The sequence below is a fragment of the Pantoea sp. PNA 14-12 genome, from assembly GCF_004364735.1.
GTDB lineage: Bacteria > Pseudomonadota > Gammaproteobacteria > Enterobacterales > Enterobacteriaceae > Pantoea > Pantoea stewartii.
In genome coordinates this window covers 156890-175571 of the sequence record NZ_SOAJ01000007.1, presented here as the reverse complement: position 1 = coordinate 175571, position 18682 = coordinate 156890, and the positions used below count along the sequence as shown (strand labels likewise).

16 protein-coding genes are annotated in these 18682 nt (G+C 55.0%); 11 read left to right on the top strand and 5 right to left on the bottom strand.

Features of this window, described 5'->3' with window-relative positions:
* Nucleotides 1-72 precede the first annotated feature (72 nt).
* The 5 genes from C7434_RS20335 to pckA all read left to right on the top strand — a co-directional run bounded on the left by C7434_RS20335 (nt 73) and on the right by pckA (nt 6143).
* A complete protein-coding gene (locus C7434_RS20335) occupies nt 73-2208 on the top strand; it encodes an intracellular growth attenuator family protein (RefSeq protein WP_039342672.1) in 2136 nt (711 codons plus the stop codon).
* A gap of 54 nt (nt 2209-2262) precedes the next feature.
* Nucleotides 2263-2931: a GMP/IMP nucleotidase gene (gene yrfG, locus C7434_RS20330; RefSeq protein ID WP_033741616.1), complete on the top strand. Its 669-nt coding sequence runs from the start codon at nt 2263-2265 to the stop codon at nt 2929-2931.
* Nucleotides 2928-3329, top strand: coding sequence for a ribosome-associated heat shock protein Hsp15 (hslR, locus tag C7434_RS20325; protein ID WP_006121008.1), 402 nt, complete (start codon nt 2928-2930; stop codon nt 3327-3329). Before yrfG ends, hslR begins: the two co-directional genes overlap by 4 nt.
* A 46-nt stretch (nt 3330-3375) precedes the next feature.
* Nucleotides 3376-4242: an Hsp33 family molecular chaperone HslO gene (gene hslO / locus C7434_RS20320; RefSeq protein WP_006121009.1), complete on the top strand. Its 867-nt coding sequence runs from the start codon at nt 3376-3378 to the stop codon at nt 4240-4242.
* Between the two features lie 281 nt (nt 4243-4523).
* On the top strand, nt 4524-6143 hold the full coding sequence (gene pckA / locus C7434_RS20315; protein WP_054686900.1) for a phosphoenolpyruvate carboxykinase (ATP): 1620 nt from the start codon (nt 4524-4526) through the stop codon (nt 6141-6143).
* A gap of 36 nt (nt 6144-6179) precedes the next feature.
* Here pckA and envZ read toward each other — a convergent pair whose 3' ends face one another.
* Complete coding sequence (gene envZ / locus C7434_RS20310) at nt 6180-7544, bottom strand: two-component system sensor histidine kinase EnvZ (protein WP_033741588.1); 1365 nt, start codon at nt 7542-7544, stop codon at nt 6180-6182.
* On the bottom strand, nt 7541-8260 hold the full coding sequence (ompR, locus tag C7434_RS20305) for a two-component system response regulator OmpR (RefSeq protein WP_001157751.1): 720 nt from the start codon (nt 8258-8260) through the stop codon (nt 7541-7543). The genes envZ and ompR overlap by 4 nt, the downstream gene beginning before the upstream one ends.
* Before the next feature lie 533 nt (nt 8261-8793).
* Here ompR and yjbE point away from each other — a divergent pair.
* From yjbE to C7434_RS20285, 4 genes are all read left to right on the top strand, one after another.
* The gene (yjbE, locus tag C7434_RS20300; RefSeq protein ID WP_006121012.1) at nt 8794-9042 is read left to right on the top strand and encodes an exopolysaccharide production protein YjbE; all 249 of its coding nucleotides are present in this window, start codon (nt 8794-8796) and stop codon (nt 9040-9042) included.
* A 148-nt stretch (nt 9043-9190) separates the two neighbouring features.
* Nucleotides 9191-9667 (top strand): transcription elongation factor GreB, encoded by a 477-nt coding sequence (gene greB, locus C7434_RS20295; RefSeq protein WP_033741594.1) that lies wholly within the window; start codon nt 9191-9193, stop codon nt 9665-9667.
* Nucleotides 9668-9766: 99 nt separating this feature from the next.
* The gene (locus C7434_RS20290; RefSeq protein ID WP_033741596.1) at nt 9767-12091 is read left to right on the top strand and encodes a Tex family protein; all 2325 of its coding nucleotides are present in this window, start codon (nt 9767-9769) and stop codon (nt 12089-12091) included.
* A 224-nt stretch (nt 12092-12315) separates the two neighbouring features.
* Complete coding sequence (locus C7434_RS20285; RefSeq protein WP_054632969.1) at nt 12316-14001, top strand: sugar phosphorylase; 1686 nt, start codon at nt 12316-12318, stop codon at nt 13999-14001.
* On the opposite strand, the gene C7434_RS20280 is transcribed toward C7434_RS20285, so the two are convergent.
* Together C7434_RS20280 and bioH are read right to left on the bottom strand one after the other, a co-directional pair.
* Nucleotides 14002-14271 carry a YdgH/BhsA/McbA-like domain containing protein gene (locus C7434_RS20280; RefSeq protein ID WP_006121016.1) on the bottom strand — a complete coding sequence of 90 codons (270 nt, stop codon included), beginning with the start codon at nt 14269-14271 and terminating at the stop codon, nt 14002-14004.
* A gap of 169 nt (nt 14272-14440) precedes the next feature.
* A complete protein-coding gene (gene bioH / locus C7434_RS20275) occupies nt 14441-15217 on the bottom strand; it encodes a pimeloyl-ACP methyl ester esterase BioH (RefSeq protein WP_033741601.1) in 777 nt (258 codons plus the stop codon).
* A gap of 38 nt (nt 15218-15255) precedes the next feature.
* On the opposite strand from bioH, the gene gntX reads away from it, so the two are divergent.
* Both gntX and nfuA read left to right on the top strand, forming a co-directional pair.
* Entirely contained in the window at nt 15256-15936 is a 681-nt protein-coding gene (gene gntX, locus C7434_RS20270; protein WP_133745862.1) for a DNA utilization protein GntX, read from the top strand.
* Nucleotides 15937-15994: 58 nt separating this feature from the next.
* Nucleotides 15995-16570: a Fe-S biogenesis protein NfuA gene (nfuA, locus tag C7434_RS20265; RefSeq protein ID WP_033741605.1), complete on the top strand. Its 576-nt coding sequence runs from the start codon at nt 15995-15997 to the stop codon at nt 16568-16570.
* A gap of 37 nt (nt 16571-16607) precedes the next feature.
* Here nfuA and malQ read toward each other — a convergent pair whose 3' ends face one another.
* Nucleotides 16608-18680 carry a 4-alpha-glucanotransferase gene (gene malQ / locus C7434_RS20260; protein ID WP_133745861.1) on the bottom strand — a complete coding sequence of 691 codons (2073 nt, stop codon included), beginning with the start codon at nt 18678-18680 and terminating at the stop codon, nt 16608-16610.
* Nucleotides 18681-18682 lie beyond the last annotated feature (2 nt).

The following is an 18682-nucleotide window of genomic DNA, read 5'->3' as shown; positions in this document are numbered from 1 at the left end:
CCTGAAATCAGGGGCGCGTCTGGGGACGTAAGTCTAAAGTGAAGGCAGTATTTTGGCTGAATTGAGCAAAGCATGAGCACAATAATTATTATATTGGCCTTAGTGCTAACCTGTTCAATTCTGGCAGGTATTGGATTTTGGTACGCTATGCGGCGCAGGCCGCCGTTGGCGAAACCGTTGCCATTCATCAGCCCGCCCTGCCGTAAACTGACTGAAAGAGAGCGCAGAGCCGTAGAGCAGTATCTTGCCGCCCTGGAAAAACAACCCCGTATTCTCAGCCCTGGTGAATCCCGTCGTCGGCACGAAAAGCTGGTGCTGACCGCCCAGAGCAACAATGTTTATCCGGTTACCCGCGCGATTACCCGCTATGGGCTTTCCACCGACGATCCGCATAAGTGGCGCTACTATCTGGATGAAGTTGAAGTCCATTTGCCGCCGCTGTGGGAACAGTACATCACCGATGAAAATTACGTTGAGTTGATCCGTACGCAATCGATCCCACTCATCATTTCGTTAAACGGCCACTCGCTGGTGGATTACGCGATTGATCAGCAGTCACTGCCTAATCTGATACGTCCGGCATCCACAAATGCCTCTATCCGTAAGGCCGAAAGCGAAAACGTTGAGTTAGTTCGGGTGCGCAAAGAAACCCTGGAAGAGTATCGACTGTCCCGCCCGGATGGCACGCGCGAGGCCGTTATCATCTCGTTTGCGTTGATGATGTTTTTTATTGGTTTGTTATTACCCACAAGTCTGATGATCTGGCTGGTGGTGATTGCCAGCGCGATGGTCGCCGCAAGTCTGTGGTTAATGTACCGGATTCCCGGTGAAAATGGTCTGCGTGAGATCCACTGCCTGCGCGGCGCGCCAAAACGCTGGGGCTTATTTGGCGAGTCCAATCAAGAGCAGAGCAACATCACGCTGGGGATTATCGACCTGATTTATCCCGCGCACTGGCAGCCTTACGTCGCTCACGACCTGGGACAGGTTACAGACGTCGAAATTTATCTTAACCGTCAGGTGGTGCGTCAGGGCCGTTTTCTTTCTTTGCAGGACGAGGTAAAAAACTTTCCGCTTCAGCGCTGGCGGAAAAATGTCGTTCTGGCCTGCGGTGCCTTTATTGTTCTGGCCTTCTTACTCACCTGGATACCGCTCAGTATGCCCATCAAGCTCAGCCTTGCATGGGTAAAAGGTACTGACAGCCTTGATGTCAGTAGCGTCAATCAACTGAGTCGTGAAGATTTGAAAGTGGGTGATAGCCTGAAGGTTACCGGGACCGGCATGTGTGCCGTGCCGGGCAATTATCAAAGCAATCGCACTTATATCTACATGCCGTTCGACTGCTCGCAGATCTACTGGAATAACGCTACGCCTCTGCCACTGCCTCACTCAGATATTATTGAGAAAGCCTCCGCGCTTCTGGAAACCACCACAAAACAGCTGCATCCCGAAACCAATACGGACCCCAAACTGAATCCGCAGTTAGCGTCTGCGATTCAGAAATCAGGCATGATTTTGCTGGATGACTTTTCCGATCTGGTGTTGAAAACGCAGGCGCTGTGCAGCCAGGCACAGGACTGTGTTCGGCTTAAAAACGCGTTGGTGAATTTGGGCAATGCCAAAGACTGGGACACATTAGTCAGCCGCGCCGATTCCGGTCAACTTAACGGGATGAATGTCCTGCTGCGCCCTGTCAGCGCGGAAGCGCTGGAAAATCTGGTGCACACCGCGACCTCGACCTTCTTTTATCGTGAAACGCGTCGTGCCACAGAAAATCTCAACAGCCCACCGCCGGGCGGGTTTGTGATTGTCAGCGACGAAGGGCATCAGTTAGTCAACCAGCCTCAGCCCGCGGTTCCCTTGTTTGATCTGGATGCGGCCTCACAATGGCAGGAGCTGCAACGTCTGTCCTCACTGCTGTTGCACACGCCGTTCAGCGCGACGGGCATCATCACGAACATCTACACAGATGCCAACGGCACGCGCCATATCGCCCTGCATAATGAACCTGATGCGATGGCAAAATGGCGCTATCTCGGTGCCGCCTTGCTGTTAATCGTGCTCCTGGCCTGTGGCCTCACTAACGGCCTGCTGGCGCTGCGTCGTATGCATCTGAATCGTCAGCGTATGCTCGCGATTCAGCAATACTACGACACGTGCTTTAACCCTTCCCTCAGCACTATACAGGGCGTGCGCTCCGTATTCTGACCGGCCTGCAACTGTGCTACCCTGTTGCGCGAAAAGGCAATGGGTAAATCCGCCATGATGTGTAACGGTTCTGATATTGATACCGTGCTGTTGGATATGGACGGCACGTTACTGGATCTGGCGTTTGACCGCGTCTTTTGGCGGGAACAGGTGCCGGATGCGCTGAGCGCGCATCGGGGCATCCCTGTCGAACACGCGCGGCAGTTGATGGAAGAAAAATATCAGGCCGTGTCCCATACGCTAAACTGGTATTGTCTGGACTACTGGTCAGAGGCCCTGCAACTGGATATCCACGCGATGCTCTGGGCACACCGTCATCGCGTCCGCTTACGGCCCGATACGCTGCCTTTTCTGCAGATGCTGCGGCGCGCAGGTAAGCGCACTATTCTGCTGACCAATGCGCATCCCTGGAATCTGGACGTTAAACGACGACAAACAGGTTTAGCACCACACCTTGATTTATTACTTTCCACCCATACCTTTGGCTATCCGAAAGAAGATCAACGTTTGTGGCAGGCGGTCGCGCAATACACGGGCTTTGATGCATCACGAACATTGTTCATTGATGACAACGAAATCCTTCTTGATGTCGCTAAATCCTGGGGAATCGGCTGGTGTTTAGGCATCCGTAATCCTGATTCCGGTCGTCCCGAACAACCCTTTCAGCGTCACTATGCGATAAGCCATTACCGCACAGTGATCCAGGCCTGGGAGCAGCTATGAAAGAAAAATCTGAAGACGGTGTTCGTCTTGATAAATGGCTTTGGGCGGCGCGGTTCTATAAAACCCGTTCCATTGCGCGCGAGATGATTGAAGGCGGTAAGGTTCATTACAATGGTCAGCGCAGCAAACCAAGTAAGCTGGTTGAACGTGATGCGGAGCTAACACTGCGCCAGGGCAATGATGAACGTACCGTCGTAATTACCGGGATCAGCGAACAGCGGCGCCCGGCCAGTGAAGCGCAGCAGCTTTATCGTGAAACGGACGCCAGCATTGAGAAGCGCGAAAAAATGGCGCTGGCGCGCAAAATGAATGCGCTGACTATGCCCCATCCCGATCGCCGGCCTGACAAAAAAGAGCGCCGCGATTTGATGAAATTTAAGTTATCGGGTGATGAGTAAGACAGGCCTTGATGCCGCTCACCGCCCGCCCAAAGAGAGAAAAATTATGTCTGTAAACGATCAACTGCGCCGTTATCTGTTTGAAAATGCTGCTGTTCGCGGCGAACTGGTCAACGTTTCAAACACCTGGCGTGAAACCATTAAAAACCACGATTATCCACCCGCTGTGCAAACCCTGCTGGGTGAGTTACTGGTGGCAACCAGCCTGCTTACCGCGACGCTGAAATTTGATGGTGAGATCACCGTGCAGTTGCAGGGCGATGGTCCGCTGACGCTGGCCGTGATCAATGGGAATAATCAGCAGGAATTACGCGGTGTCGCGCGAATGAAAGGCGAGATCCCTGACGACAGCACGCTTAAGAGCATGGTGGGCAACGGCTATCTGGTGATTACGATTACGCCAGAAAAAGGTGAGCGCTATCAGGGCGTGGTCGGTCTGGAAGGTGACACGCTGAGCGAATGCCTGGAAGATTACTTCATGCGTTCAGAACAGCTGCCAACCCGACTGTTTATCCGCACCAGCGATGCAGGCGCCGCCGGGATTCTGTTACAGGTTCTGCCCGCGCAGGACACGGATAAAGAGGATTTCGACCATCTCGCTACGTTGACAGAGACGATTAAAACAGAAGAATTGATCGACCTGCCGGCAACTGATGTGCTCTGGCGACTGTACCATCAGGAAGAAGTGACCGTTTACGATCCCCAGCCGGTGATCTACAAATGTACCTGCTCGCGCGAACGTTGCGGCGAGGTCCTGAAAACGCTGCCGCAGGAAGAAGTCGATGAGATTATTGCCGAAGACGGCAAAATCGATATGCATTGCGACTATTGCGGATCGCATTATGTTTTCGATGCTGTCGATATTGCCGGTATCCGCAGCAACTCCGTGGAAAACAGCAACCGTCTTCACTGATCCGACCAGGGCGGTTCTGCCGCCCTCACCTCTGCTTTGCTATGCCCTTAATTTATCTGATAAATTATCTTTTTTTACTTTCTTAACATCTTAAAAACGTTCGAAACACGACCTTAACGCGCCCTGAGTCGCATTTTTAAAAGAACATACCTTCCCCCTCAGACTCAGTAGAGTACACTGCGCGCGATCTGTCTCCTCGCCTGACCGGGCGGCCTTTGACCGACACGATCCCAAACTCTTTTTGCCCGTACAGAACAGACACCGATTTAAGGAGCAGTAAAATGCGCGTTAACGGCCTGACCTCGAAAGCCCTTGCCGATCTGGGCATCACCGATACCACTGAGGTGGTTCACAACCCTGATTACGACACGTTATTTCAGGAAGAGATGCGCCCGGAGCTCGAAGGTTTTGAGCGTGGCACCCTGACGCAAAGCGGCGCAATCGCAGTCGATACCGGGGTGTTTACCGGGCGCTCGCCTAAGGATAAGTACATCGTCCGCGATGACACCACGCGCGATACGCTGTGGTGGAACGATCAAGGCACCGGAAAAAACGATAACCAGCCTCTGTCGCAGGAAACCTGGCAAGCGCTGAAAAAATGCGTGACGCAGCAGCTTTCAGGTAAGCGTCTGTTTATTGTGGATGCCTTCTGCGGTGCCAATCCTGACTCACGCCTGAGCGTACGCTTTATTACCGAAGTGGCCTGGCAGGCACACTTTGTGAAAAACATGTTTATCCAGCCCAGCGCTGCCGAACTGGATAACTTCACGCCGGATTTTGTGGTCATGAACGGCGCAAAATGCACTAATCCGGACTGGCAGGCGCAGGGACTGCATTCTGAGAACTTCGTGGCCTTTAACCTGACGGAAAGGATGCAGCTGATTGGCGGCACCTGGTATGGCGGGGAGATGAAAAAAGGGCTGTTCGCAATCATGAACTACCTGCTCCCACTGAAAGGCATTGCGTCAATGCACTGCTCGGCCAACGTGGGTAAAGCCGGTGACGTGGCGGTGTTCTTTGGTCTGTCCGGCACGGGTAAAACCACATTGTCTACCGATCCGGATCGCCAGCTTATTGGCGATGATGAACACGGCTGGGACGATGACGGCGTGTTTAACTTTGAAGGCGGCTGCTACGCTAAAACGATTAATCTTTCTGAGCAGGCCGAACCCGAAATCTACCGCGCCATTCGCCGCAATGCGCTGCTGGAAAACGTTGTGGTGCGTGAAGACGGCAGTATCGATTTTGCGGATGACAGCAAAACCGAAAACACCCGCGTCTCCTATCCGATTCATCACATCGATAATATCGTGCAGCCGGTTTCCAAAGCAGGTCATGCGAAGAAGGTGATTTTCCTGACCGCCGATGCCTTTGGCGTACTGCCTCCGGTCTCCCGTTTAACGCCAGAGCAGACGCAGTACCATTTCCTGTCGGGATTCACCGCCAAGCTTGCCGGCACGGAACGTGGTGTGACCGCCCCCACGCCAACATTCTCAGCCTGCTTTGGTGCCGCCTTCCTGACACTGCACCCCACGCAGTATGCAGAAGTGCTGGTGAAGCGCATGGAAGCGGCCGGTGCGCAGGCTTATCTGGTTAACACCGGCTGGAACGGCAGTGGAAAACGCATTTCGCTGAAAAATACCCGCGCCATTATCAACGCGATTCTGGCCGGTGAGCTGGATGATGCGCCAACGGAAACGCTGCCGGTATTCAACCTTCAGGTCCCTAAAACCCTGGGCGATCTGGATGAAGACACCCTGGATCCACGTCGTAGCTGGGAAAGTGAAGCGAAGTGGCACGCTGCGGCGGATGATTTGGCCCAGCGTTTTATCACTAACTTTGAGAAGTATACCGATAATGCGGCAGGTGCCGCGTTGGTTAAAGCCGGTCCACAGCGCTAATCGCCACGGCGCGGCCTGAACCACCGCGCCGTTTTTTTAGCTCAGCGAAAGATTGCCGCTGTTTTGAACCGCTTCCGGATTTTCTGCTAACGGCAGCCAGGCACGGATGCGTAATCCTCCCCGCTCACTGTCGCCAATTTCCAGCGAACCCTGATGTGCATCGATAATACGCTGCACGATAGCCAGTCCCAGACCGGTACCGCTGGTGCTACGCGCACTGTCACCGCGCACAAAGGGCTGGAACAGATGGGCCAGTTGATCGGGTTTAATACCCGGGCCATCGTCTTCAACCTGGAACCAGGCGCGATGCAGTTCCCGACCGCTGCTGACCTTGATCCAGCCATTTCCATAACGTGCTGCGTTCACCACCAGGTTAGCCAGCGCACGTTTAATGGAAAGGGGATTAATCTCCAGCATCAACTCTTCCGCCATCACCGCATTTTCGATTTCACGCTCGTAACCGCTTTCTGCGGCCACCACTTCACCCAAAACGCTGTTCAGGTCGGCCAGTTCGGTCTGCATTTCCTGACCGGTGCGCAGGTAGTCAATGAACTGCTCGATGATGGCATTGCACTCTTCGATGTCTTTATTGATCGATTCGGCCAGATAGCCATCCTGCTCGTTCATCATCTCTGTGGCGAGGCGAATACGGGTCAACGGCGTACGTAAATCGTGGCTGACGCCCGCCATGAGCAACGTTCTGTCGTCAGCGAGCTGTTTAACCCCTGCCGCCATCTGGTTGAACGCGCGCGTGACCGAGCGCACTTCTGACGCGCCATACTCACGCAGTGGCGGCGGGATAATGCCTTTGCCGACCTGCAGTGCGGCGTGTTCCAGGTCCACCAGCGGGCGGTTTTGTATGCGGATAAATAGCCAGGCTCCGCCGATCGCCAGCAACATTATCGCCAGGGTATAGCGGAACAGCGGCGAGAAATCACCCTGGTGAATTTCAGTCAGCGGCACGCGCACCCAGATATCGGGCGACAGCCAGGTCTTTAACCAGACAACCGGGGAGTTTTTATTAACCTCGACGCGCACATCGGTCGGACCACCAAGCTGCTGCCCCATCTGATCGCTGAGGAACTTATAGTGCTGTGCCCAGCGCAGTCCGCTCTCCTCTGCCGCCGCATTGGTATAGAGCGAAATACCCAGTTCACGATAGATTTCGCGGCGAAACGCGGGTGGCACTTCCAGCTGCGTGCCATCTTCCAGTTGTAGACGGTCCGTCATCAGCATACGGACTTCATACGCCAGAACCTTATTGAACTGTTGCAGGCTGGGAAGAATGGCGAAGTTCAGCACCACCAGGTAGGTCGTTACCAGGCTGACAAACAGCAAGGTAACGATCAACAACAAGGTGCGGGCAAACGAACTTCGTGGCGAGAAGCGCAACCGCCTCATGCTTTACTGCCGTCCGGTACAAAGACGTAACCCAGGCCCCAAACGGTCTGGATGTAGCGTGGGTGAGCCGGATCTTCTTCCACCATGCGGCGCAGGCGAGAGATCTGAACGTCAATGGAACGCTCCATAGCGCTGTACTCACGACCGCGGGCCAGGTTCATCAGTTTATCGCGCGACAGCGGCTCACGTGGGTGACTCACCAGCGCCTTAAGCACGGCGAATTCGCCGCTGGTTAACGGCATAGGTTCATCTTCACGGAACATTTCCCGCGTGCCCAGATTGAGCTTGAACTTACCAAACGCGATGACCGCTTCTTCCTGCGAAGGCGCACCGGGCAGCTCATTGGCCTGACGACGCAGCACGGCACGAATGCGCGCCAGCAGTTCACGCGGGTTGAATGGCTTGGGAATATAGTCGTCCGCACCGATTTCCAGCCCCACGATACGGTCCACTTCTTCACCCTTAGCTGTGACCATGATGATAGGCATGGGGTTGCTCTGGCTACGCAGACGACGGCAAATCGACAGCCCATCTTCGCCAGGCAGCATCAGATCCAGCACCATCAAATGGAAGGATTCGCGGGTTAACAGACGATCCATCTGCTCGGCGTTGGCGACACTGCGCACCTGAAAGCCTTGTTCGGTAAGGTAGCGTTCAAGCAGAGCGCGTAAACGCATATCGTCATCGACGACCAGGATCTTGTAGTTTTCTTGCATTTTTAACTCCCAAAGGCGCGATTGCCTGAGCCAATATTGTTAAAAAAACATGTGGCACAGCGACAGTGTTTAATGGTTTATATTCTAGTCAAAATTGTTACAAAGCATATTAAACAGCAGCTTATATTTAAATTCACGTTCTGCTGACGGAGAAGCCGTTCCGTTTCGTCCTCCGTGGGACAGAATACGGCAAATCTGAAATATTGGCTAAAATTCCGCTATTTACTGGTTTTAACACCGTACCAGTGATAATCGCGCTAACAAAAACAACGGGTTGCCAGAAAATTTGACTTAAATCGAATCTGTTATTGCCCGCTTCTCCGGCAAGCTGCGGTTTATGACTCTGATAACAGCATATTCTTCCGCAAAAAAACAGGATAATACGCGACCGTTCTCGGATTAGTATGAGATCCGCTTTTAATGAGTCCACTTGCAGCTAAAGTCCAATAAATCAATCAGTAAAGCTCACTTTGCGTACTGCCTGATATCACCCAGACTAAAGCAACGCCAATCTGTCGCTTTACGGGGAAAACATGAAAAAAACGATCTTACTGCTGAGCGTACTGGCCTTGTCCAGCATCAGCCAAAGTTATGCCGCCCCTGCAGCCGGTGAAGCCGCCGGTGCACAGGCCACCACAACCGCTCAGGGCAACTCCAATGCCATCGGTATTGGTGCCATTGGCGCGCTGTTGGGCGTAGCGCTGGCGACCGCAGGTGGTGGCGGCGGTGATGGTAACAGCAGCAGCACCTCAACCACGACGTCGACCAAAGCGGGTAAATAAGTCAGCCTCCTCGCCTCATTGTCCTTCCCTGAGCGTGAAGCGCAGTAAAAGGGTTTTTAGCCTGTTAAAAACCCTTTTCTCGCCCCCTTTTTCGTCAGACCGGATTTGCTTTACACTGAAGCTCTTTTGATTTGACCGGCTGCAGTACATGAGAACGCGACTGATTACCCGTGAAGGTTTTAACACCTTAAAAGCTGAACTTGATTATCTGTGGCGGGAAGAGCGACCCGAGGTCACCAAAAAAGTGACCTGGGCTGCCAGCCTGGGCGATCGGAGTGAAAATGCCGATTACCAGTACAATAAGAAGCGTTTGCGCGAGATTGACCGCCGCGTCCGCTATCTCAGCAAAAGTCTTGAGCAACTGCGTATTGTGGATTATTCGCCCCAACAGGACGGCAAAGTATTTTTTGGTGCCTGGGTGGAAGTCGAGAATGACGACGGTGAAGTGAAACGCTTTCGTATCGTGGGCTACGATGAAATTTTTGGCCGTAAGGATTACATCTCGATTGACTCGCCGATGGCCCGTGCGCTGTTAAAAAAAGCGGTCGGTGATATGGCCATTGTCGAGACGCCAGCCGGGCCGGCCGCCTGGTATGTTAATGAAATTAGCTATATTGAAGCCTGATTCAGAATATCGCTGAAAGCAGGCCCATTCTCTGGCATTTTCGCCCATCAATCCGTATAACTATCGGCTATTTCTCAACCCAGAAAGCATAATAGTCCGATGATGAATGTTCTTAGCCAGCTAATTGCAAGTGAGCTCCAGGCGCGCCCCGAGCAAGTTGACGCCGCCGTCCGCCTGTTGGATGAAGGGAATACCGTGCCATTCATTGCACGTTATCGTAAAGAGGTGACGGGCGGTCTGGATGATACGCAACTCCGCCAGCTGGAAACCCGCCTCGGCTACCTGCGTGAACTCGCTGAACGCAGGCAGGCCATCCTGAAATCCATTGAGGAACAAGGAAAACTCACCGACGACCTGGCTCAGGCCATCAATACAACGCTCAGCAAAACAGAACTCGAAGATCTTTACCTGCCCTACAAACCCAAACGCCGCACCCGTGGGCAAATCGCCATCGAAGCCGGTCTGGAGCCGTTGGCCGAGACATTGTGGCAGGATCCCTCGCACGATCCGGAGCAGCTGGCTGCAGGTTATGTGAATGCCGATAACGGTGTCGCCGATGTGCGCGCAGCCCTTGATGGCGCGCGCTATATCCTGATGGAGCGCTTTGCTGAAGATGCCGCGCTGCTGGCTAAAGTACGCCACTATTTGTGGAAGAATGCCCATCTGGTATCGAAAGTGGTGGAAGGTAAAGAGGAAGAGGGCGCGAAATTCCGCGACTATTTCGACCACCATGAGCCGCTGCATACCGTACCGTCTCACCGTGCACTGGCGATGCTGCGCGGACGTAACGAAGGCGTGCTGCAGCTGTCGCTGAATGCCGATCCGCAATTTGATGAGCCACCGCGCGAAAGTCATGGCGAAACCCTGATTGCCGAACACCTGAACCTGAGACTGAATAACGCGCCCGCCGACAGCTGGCGCAAGGCTGTGGTCAGCTGGACCTGGCGCATCAAGGTGATGCTGCATCTGGAAACTGAGCTGATGGGCACGGTTCGCGAGCGGGCCGAAGATGAGGCCATCAACGTCTTTGCACGCAACCTGCACGATCTGTTGATGGCGGCACCTGCGGGCATGCGTGCCACTATGGGCCTGGATCCGGGCCTGCGTACCGGCGTGAAAGTTGCCGTCGTTGACGCAACCGGCAAGCTGGTCGCCACCGATACCGTTTATCCCCATACCGGCCAGGCCGCGAAAGCGGCGGCGGCCGTGGCGGCGCTGTGCGTGAAGCACCAGGTCGAACTGGTGGCGATCGGAAACGGTACCGCCTCACGTGAAACCGAACGTTTCTTCCTTGATCTGCAAAAGCAGTTCCCGCAGGTCACGGCGCAAAAAGTGATCGTCAGCGAAGCGGGCGCATCGGTCTACTCCGCGTCAGAGTTAGCGGCGCAGGAGTTCCCGGATCTGGATGTCTCCCTGCGCGGGGCGGTTTCTATTGCCCGCCGCTTACAGGATCCGCTTGCCGAGCTGGTGAAAATCGACCCGAAATCCATCGGTGTAGGCCAGTATCAGCATGACGTCAGCCAGAGTCAGCTGGCGAAAAAGCTGGATGCGGTCGTGGAAGACTGCGTGAATGCCGTCGGCGTTGATCTGAACACCGCTTCCGTACCGCTGCTGACGCGCGTAGCAGGTCTGACGCGCATGATGGCGCAAAATATCGTCGGCTGGCGTGACGAAAACGGGCGTTTTCAGAATCGTCAGCAGTTACTCAAGGTGAGCCGCCTGGGGCCGAAAGCCTTTGAGCAATGCGCAGGCTTCCTGCGTATCAATCACGGCGATAACCCGCTGGATGCGTCTACGGTTCACCCCGAAGCCTATCCGGTCGTCGAGCGCATTCTGGCGGCCACGGAACAGGCCCTGACCGATTTGATGGGCAATCCGGCCAGCCTGCGGAATCTGAACGCTGTGGACTTTACCGATGCGCGTTTCGGCTTGCCGACCGTGACTGACATCATGAAAGAGCTGGAAAAACCCGGCCGCGATCCCCGTCCTGAGTTTAAAACCGCGCAGTTCGCGGAAGGCGTGGAAACCCTGAACGACCTGATGCCGGGCATGGTGCTGGAAGGTGCGGTCACTAACGTCACTAACTTCGGTGCTTTCGTGGATATTGGCGTTCATCAGGACGGGCTGGTCCATATCTCTTCCCTGTCCGATAAGTTTGTGGACGATCCGCATCAGGTCGTGAAGGCGGGCGACATCGTCAAAGTCAAAGTCATGGAAGTGGATCTGCAGCGTAAACGTATCGCGCTTACTATGCGTCTTGACGAGCAGCCGGGTGAAGGCCATGCCCGCAGTGGTAAGAGCAGCACGGCACGTGAAGAAAGACGTCCCGCAGCGAACAAAGGCCGGGCGCGTCCCGCCAGTCAGCCAGCAGGTAACAGCGCCATGGGTGATGCCCTGGCTGCGGCCTTCGGTAAGAAGCGCTAGTTAACGGCGGTTACGTCGCCTCTTTCCCGGTGCGGAAGGAGGCGACGCTTCACCCTCTCTTCCCCTTTACGCTGTTCTTAGCCCTCCGCCAGGCCTTGCCTGCCAGCAAGCCGTTGCGCCCTTTCGCTGGCTACGCGTGCGATTAAGTTGAAAATCCTCACCCTGACGCTACGCTAAAAAGACGCCCGTGATAATAACGACACCCGCTGTGGCAGCCCCTTAAAATGGAAAAAATCACTGCTTTACTCGATGCGATTTATGCCGATGCCTTTCCACAGGCTTTACGTGAACGCCTGCTCGTCCTGATTGCAGACGCTCGCGATACCACAAAATTGCCACGTAAAGCGCACTGGGACGAACAGGATGTCGTACTGATTACCTATGCCGATCAGTTTCGCGAACCGAATACGCCTACGCTCCGCACTTTCTCACGCTTTTATCAGCAGCATTTGCAGTCGACCTTTCCACTGGTGCACCTTCTGCCGTTCTATCCTTATTCGTCCGACGACGGTTTTTCCGTCATCGATTACCATCAGGTCAATCCGTTATGTGGCGACTGGCATGACATTGCCCTGCTGCATCAGGAAACACGACTGATGTTCGATTTTGTCTGTAACCATATGTCGGCGCACAGCGCATGGTTTAAGCATTATCTTGCACAGGATCCGGGCTGGGATGATTTTTTTATAAGCCTGCCGCCCACTACCGATCTGAGTGCGGTAACGCGGCCACGGACGTCGCCCTTGCTCACCCCGTTCACGCTGGCAAACGGTGACATTCGTTTTGTCTGGACCACCTTCAGCGCCGATCAAATTGACCTGAACTTTGCCAGCCCTGACGTGCTGCTGCGCATGGTTGAGGTCCTGCTCGACTACCTGAAACGTGGAGCCGATTACGTACGGCTGGATGCAGTGGGCTATATGTGGAAAACACCCGGCACCACGTGCATTCACCTCGAAAAAACGCATCTGCTGGTCAAACTGTTTCGTGCCATCGCCGACGAGGTTGCACCGGGCACCGTGATCATTACTGAAACCAATGTGCCGCATAAAGACAACATCAGCTATTTCGGCAAGGGTTATGATGAAGCCCAGATGGTGTACCAGTTCTCGCTGCCGCCGCTGGTGCTGCACGCCATCCACACCGGCTCGGCGCGTGCGTTACGCCAATGGGCCAGTACCCTTACGACAGGCAATGGCAATACCACTTTTTTCAATTTCCTGGCATCGCACGATGGTATTGGCCTGAATCCGGCACGCGGTATTTTATCTGAAGTGGAAATTACCGCCCTGGTGCGCGATCTGGCGCTGGAAGGTGCGCTGATCTCGTACAAAAATAATCCTGATGGCACAACCAGCCCCTATGAAATCAACGTGACCTATTTCGACGCGCTCAACCGTGAAGGCGATGACGATGAAACGCGGCTCAAACGCTTTATGTTAGCGCACGCTATCTTACTGGCGTTTCCGGGCGTACCCGCCATTTATATCCAGAGCATACTGGGTGCACGTAACGATTATGAGGGCGTACGCGAAGCCGGCCATAACCGGGCGATCAACAGGCAAAAATATGCGATGCCGGAGATTGAAGACGCGCTGGCAAACAGGAACGGTTTACGCCATCAGGTTTATACGCATTTGAGTAAACTGATTCAGCAGCGTCGCCGTCTGGCCGCTTTCCATCCTGATAATCCGATGCAGCTCTTTCAGAGTGACAATGCGCTGTTAATAATGAAGCGTGATGAGCCCGCCCGCGGCGATGCGTTACTGTGTGTATTTAATCTCAGTGGCAGACAGGTTAAAGCGCAGTTACCCGAAGCGCGCCTTTTTCAGGATGTGATCAGAGGTGAGAAGGTGGATGGCACCCAGCCCGTGGTGCTGGATGCCTGGCAATTCATGTGGCTACGCTAATTACTTGTACACTTCCGCAGTTGCACTGAACTTACCGTGCTCACGGCCCGCGATCACCAGGAAGTACTTGCCGCCCTTCTCATCCGCTGCTTTTGACAGCTTCTTCTTGGCATCCATTGGCGAGGTGGTTTCTGCCGTGGTGTTTACGGTACCAATTTTGGTCAGATTCATCTTCTGCACTTCTTCTTTGGTGACTTCTTTCGCCGCCAGTGCAGAAAATGACACTGCGCCCATCATCACTGATGCAACTACCCATTTCATAACCTTCATTTGTCTACCCTCATTCATGATCCATTGTTGAGATGTAAGCAGCCGCAAATCGCTTAAGGCTATATCGAACGGCATAGTCATTTCCCTGACTAATCGCATAGAAGTGCAGCGGCCTTGCTCACTCATCAAGTATTGCCGCTACACAGAAATTTGCCAGTTACGGTCTGGGTTAACTGTCTAATCCGCTGATAAATGAAATAATATGCTGGCAGAAGGCGTCAGGATGAGAAATAAACGGCGCATGTGCGGCTTTGTCTGTCACAACAGAAGGCGATGCCGGTAACTGTTGGTCAAGCTGTTGCGCAATGCGACGGGGCACCAGACCATCCAGCGCGCCATAGATGCGCAGAAAAGGCAGCGAAAGCGTGGCAAGCCTGTCACGTAAATCGCATTCGCTCAGAATTTGCAGGCCACCATTCAGCACCGCTACGTCGGGCATCGGCTGTGACAGCACAATGTCTTTCAGCTGGCGTGCATCGGCGCGGGCGCTTTCCGAGCCCATGGTTTGCAGAGCCAGAAAACGCTCAACGGTACGCTGAAAGTCCTGACTCAGCTGCTGCTGAAAGTTATGTAAGGTTAAAGGGGCAATCCCAGGCCAGTCATCGCGGGCGGTAAAGCAAGGTGACGAGGCGACGGTAATCAGGGCACGTAATCGTTCGGGGACGCTCAACGCCAGCTGCGTGGCAACCAGCCCGCCCAGAGACCAGCCCAGTACAGTGGCGCGCGAGGGCAGATGCGGCTCAAGCACCTGTGCCATCGCTTCCAGCGACATTGCCGGAAATCCCTGGCTGCGGCCATAACCGGGTAAATCCACTAAGTGCAGACGGAAATGCGTGCTGAGTCGCGGCACGATGTTTTGCCACACTTCCGCATTCAGTCCCCAACCGTGCAGCAGCACAAGATCGTTATCTCCTTCGCCGCAGGTATGCCAGTAAAGTGAGCTCATCCGTTATGCTTCCATCATTCATTAATAAGGAGGCCACTATGCTACCAATCCCCGCCCTGTGTTGGCTATGCCAGTTGCCGCTACGTCTTGCCCGGCACGGCATTTGCTGTGTCTGTCTGCGCCAGTTGCCCCGCCTGCCCCCGTTATGCCCGGTGTGCGGTCAGCCTGCCGCTTCTGGCAACCTGGCCTGCGGGCGCTGCCTGCGTCACCCGCCGCCCTGGCAGACGTTAGTCTGCGTCAGCGCCTGGCAACCCCCGCTCAGCACATGGGTAAACCAGTTAAAATTCTCCGGGACAACCGCACTAAGGGTGATGCTGGCGCGTTTGCTTTTGTTAAGCTGGTTGAATGCGTACCGTAGCAAACGGACGAGCCGTCCCGATCTGCTGATGTGTGTTCCGCTGCATTCACGACGCTGCTGGTGGCGCGGCTACAATCAAACGGCCCTGCTGGCCGCACCCCTGGCTCACTGGCTGGGCTGTGCATTCAGTCCGGCGTTATACCGACGGCGCGCAGGTGCCGTTCAGCATCACTTAAGCGCCCGCCAGCGTCGTCGCAACTTGCGAGGAGCGTTTCATCTTGAAGCCGATGTCACCGGACGCCATATCGCCCTGATCGATGATGTGGTCACCACCGGCAGTACGGTCAAAGAAATCAGCCGGCTGCTCCGGGCGCGAGGCGCAGCCAGCGTGCACATCTGGTGCCTGTGCCGTACCTTGTAGAGCCCGAATGATGGGCGTATTATAACCAACTAAATTAGTCAACTATTGAGCAACTGACATGATCCGAATTACTGATTCTGCCCAAGAGCATTTTTCAAAACTGCTGTCTAAACAAGAAGATGGCACCCAGATTCGCGTATTCGTGATTAACCCGGGTACGCCAACGGCCGAATGCGGCGTGTCATACTGCCCACCCGATGCGGTTGAAGCCACGGATACTGAACTTAAGTTTGAAAAACTGTCCGCGTATGTTGATGAACTGAGCGCGCCCTATCTGGAAGACGCTGAAATTGACTTCGTCACCGATAACCTGGGCTCGCAGCTGACGCTGAAGGCGCCTAACGCTAAGATGCGCAAGGTTTCTGACGATGCGCCACTGGTTGAGCGCGTTGAGTACCTGTTACAGGCGCAGATTAACCCACAGCTGGCCGGACACGGCGGACGCGTTTCGCTGATGGAAATCACCGACGACGGTTTTGCTATCCTGCAGTTTGGTGGCGGCTGTAACGGCTGTTCGATGATCGACGTTACCCTGAAGGATGGCATTGAGAAAGAGTTGCTGGCAGCCTTCCCGCAGTTAAAAGGCGTGCGCGATATTACTGAGCACCAGCGTGGCGAGCACTCGTTCTACTGATGTTCACGCGCGACAGCACCGCTGTCGCGCGTTCCCGTTATCCCGCCTTTCGCCGTTTAGTCACGGTTTTCAGTAGCTTATTGACGTCATCATCGGCAAAGATGCTTTCCAGTGGCTGCACCAGCTTGCGGCGCCAGTTGGGATATTGATCGACGGTGCCCGGCACGTTAACCGGCGTGGTCATGCCCAGCCAGTCCTCAGGCTGCAACCCAAGCAGTGCACTGTTGGTATCCGCCAGAAAACGGTGCACAGACTGATTCAGACCGGGCGTCATCGCCAGCGACGCCGCCTGTTTTGCGCTCCGTGCCGGCACCGCGCCCGCTTTATGTAGTGCATCGAGCAGCGCCTGCTTTTGCTTCAGTCGCTGCTGCTGCAGGTTGAGGACAGTTTTTTTATCGGGATAAAGCCCAAGCTCCTCGCCAAGCTGCAAATCGCCGCCACTCCAGAACCCTGTCAATGTGGGCAGATCGTGCGTGCTGGCGCTGGCGATTGACTGCCGTGGATAGGCCCGGGGCGCGCGATACTGGCCCTGCCTGCCCTGTTCAAACCACAACACTTTCCACGAAAAGACGCCACTGTCGCGCAGCAGACTGACAATCTCTTCAGGCACGGTACCTAAATCCTCGCCGATCACCATACAGCCCTGTCGGTGGCTTTCCAGCGCCAGAATACCTAACAGATCGTGAACCGGATAAGCCACATATGCCCCTTTATCCGCCGTTTCACCCGCCGGTACCCACCAGAGGCGCAGAAGCGCCATTACGTGGTCGATACGTAGCGCGCCGCAGTCACGCATATTCGCACGCAGGATGTCGATAAAGGGCTGATAACCTCTGGCCTGCAGAACATGGGGATCCATCGGCGGCAGCCCCCAGTTTTGGCCCAGCGGACCAAGCCGATCGGGCGGCGCGCCGATGGACGCTTTCAGCCGGTAGAGCTCTGGATCGTGCCAGGTTTCAGCGCTGCCTTCTGCTACGCCGACGGCCAGATCGCGGTACAGGCCGACACTCATACCCAGCGCCTGACTGCGCGCCCAGCACTGCGAAAACTGCTGCTGCGCCAGCCATTGCAACCATTGCCAGAAAGCAATCTCCTCGCCGTGCTGTTCGCACCAGTTCTGCACCTCCGCGGAGCGGCAGTCACGCCAGCTTTCGGACCAGGCAGGCCAGCCTGTCAGTGCGGAGCCTTCACGCTGCATGTCTGCCTGCAGACCGTCATAAACGGCCTGATAGCGCAAACTGTCGCCCCCTTGCTGGATAAATTCGGCAAAGCCTTGTTTCTGCTCATCTTCCGCACGCCGGGCCTGGAACTGAGTCCAGCTATGGCGCAACGCCGTCAGCTTCAGCGCCATCACTGCATCGTAATCCACCCACTCACTTTCCCGGGCCTTGCTGAGTGCTTTTTGGGTTTTCGCGCTTTTCCACCACTTTTGCGCCGCGCGGCTCTGCTGGAAATCCTCTACCTGTGCCACATCGATATAGATAATATTTAACCAGCGACGGGACGACGGACTGTAAGGGCTGGCAAAAGCGGAGCTGGCCGGATAGAGCGCGTGCAGGGGATTCAGGCCGACAAAATCACCACCGCGCGCGGCAAGCTGCTCCAGCAAATATTCCAGATCGCCAAAATCACCAATGCCCCAGTTTTTCGCTGAACGCACGGTATAAAGCTGAACCAGCGCGCCCCAGCGTTTCTCTCCGGCACGCAAGGCCGGGGGGAGATAACAGCGGCGCGGCGCGACGATCACTCTCGTCTGCCACGTCCGCTTGCCCTTGCTCAGGGTAAGCTGGTGATAACCCTGTCCCAGAGGAGAAGGCAGCGTAAAGGGCGCACCACCTTCGAGTGTTCCGCTAAAAATTTTGCCTTTCTCTGTCTGCAACTGCCAGCTTATGCGACCGTCAATCTGTGGCGCCAGCACGCGTTGGCGATTACCGCTGAAGACCACAACAGGCGGCAGCGGTGATTTGCTGGCTTTCTGCGGATTTTCCATCACGGCGAGCAAGGCACGCTTTGTCTCATCGCTGATCGCTTCCGGTTCACCGTTCGCATTGAAGTACGTCAGCGCTATTCCTGCCGCCAGTGCGGCTTTATCAAGTGAAGAGGATGTCATCG

Bases quoted from the DNA above. Each gene is read 5' to 3' on its own strand.
- nfuA (WP_033741605.1), top strand. From the start codon at position 15,995: ATGATCCGAATTACTGATTCTGCCCAAGAGCATTTTTCAAAACTGCTG.
- pckA (WP_054686900.1), top strand. From the start codon at position 4,524: ATGCGCGTTAACGGCCTGACCTCGAAAGCCCTTGCCGATCTGGGCATC.
- hslO (WP_006121009.1), top strand. From the start codon at position 3,376: ATGTCTGTAAACGATCAACTGCGCCGTTATCTGTTTGAAAATGCTGCT.
- gntX (WP_133745862.1), top strand. From the start codon at position 15,256: ATGCTACCAATCCCCGCCCTGTGTTGGCTATGCCAGTTGCCGCTACGT.
- malQ (WP_133745861.1), bottom strand. From the start codon at position 18,680: ATGACATCCTCTTCACTTGATAAAGCCGCACTGGCGGCAGGAATAGCG.
- greB (WP_033741594.1), top strand. From the start codon at position 9,191: ATGAGAACGCGACTGATTACCCGTGAAGGTTTTAACACCTTAAAAGCT.
- yrfG (WP_033741616.1), top strand. From the start codon at position 2,263: ATGATGTGTAACGGTTCTGATATTGATACCGTGCTGTTGGATATGGAC.
- C7434_RS20280 (WP_006121016.1), bottom strand. From the start codon at position 14,271: ATGAAGGTTATGAAATGGGTAGTTGCATCAGTGATGATGGGCGCAGTG.
- ompR (WP_001157751.1), bottom strand. From the start codon at position 8,260: ATGCAAGAAAACTACAAGATCCTGGTCGTCGATGACGATATGCGTTTA.
- bioH (WP_033741601.1), bottom strand. From the start codon at position 15,217: ATGAGCTCACTTTACTGGCATACCTGCGGCGAAGGAGATAACGATCTT.
- C7434_RS20335 (WP_039342672.1), top strand. From the start codon at position 73: ATGAGCACAATAATTATTATATTGGCCTTAGTGCTAACCTGTTCAATT.
- envZ (WP_033741588.1), bottom strand. From the start codon at position 7,544: ATGAGGCGGTTGCGCTTCTCGCCACGAAGTTCGTTTGCCCGCACCTTG.
- hslR (WP_006121008.1), top strand. From the start codon at position 2,928: ATGAAAGAAAAATCTGAAGACGGTGTTCGTCTTGATAAATGGCTTTGG.
- C7434_RS20285 (WP_054632969.1), top strand. From the start codon at position 12,316: ATGGAAAAAATCACTGCTTTACTCGATGCGATTTATGCCGATGCCTTT.
- C7434_RS20290 (WP_033741596.1), top strand. From the start codon at position 9,767: ATGATGAATGTTCTTAGCCAGCTAATTGCAAGTGAGCTCCAGGCGCGC.
- yjbE (WP_006121012.1), top strand. From the start codon at position 8,794: ATGAAAAAAACGATCTTACTGCTGAGCGTACTGGCCTTGTCCAGCATC.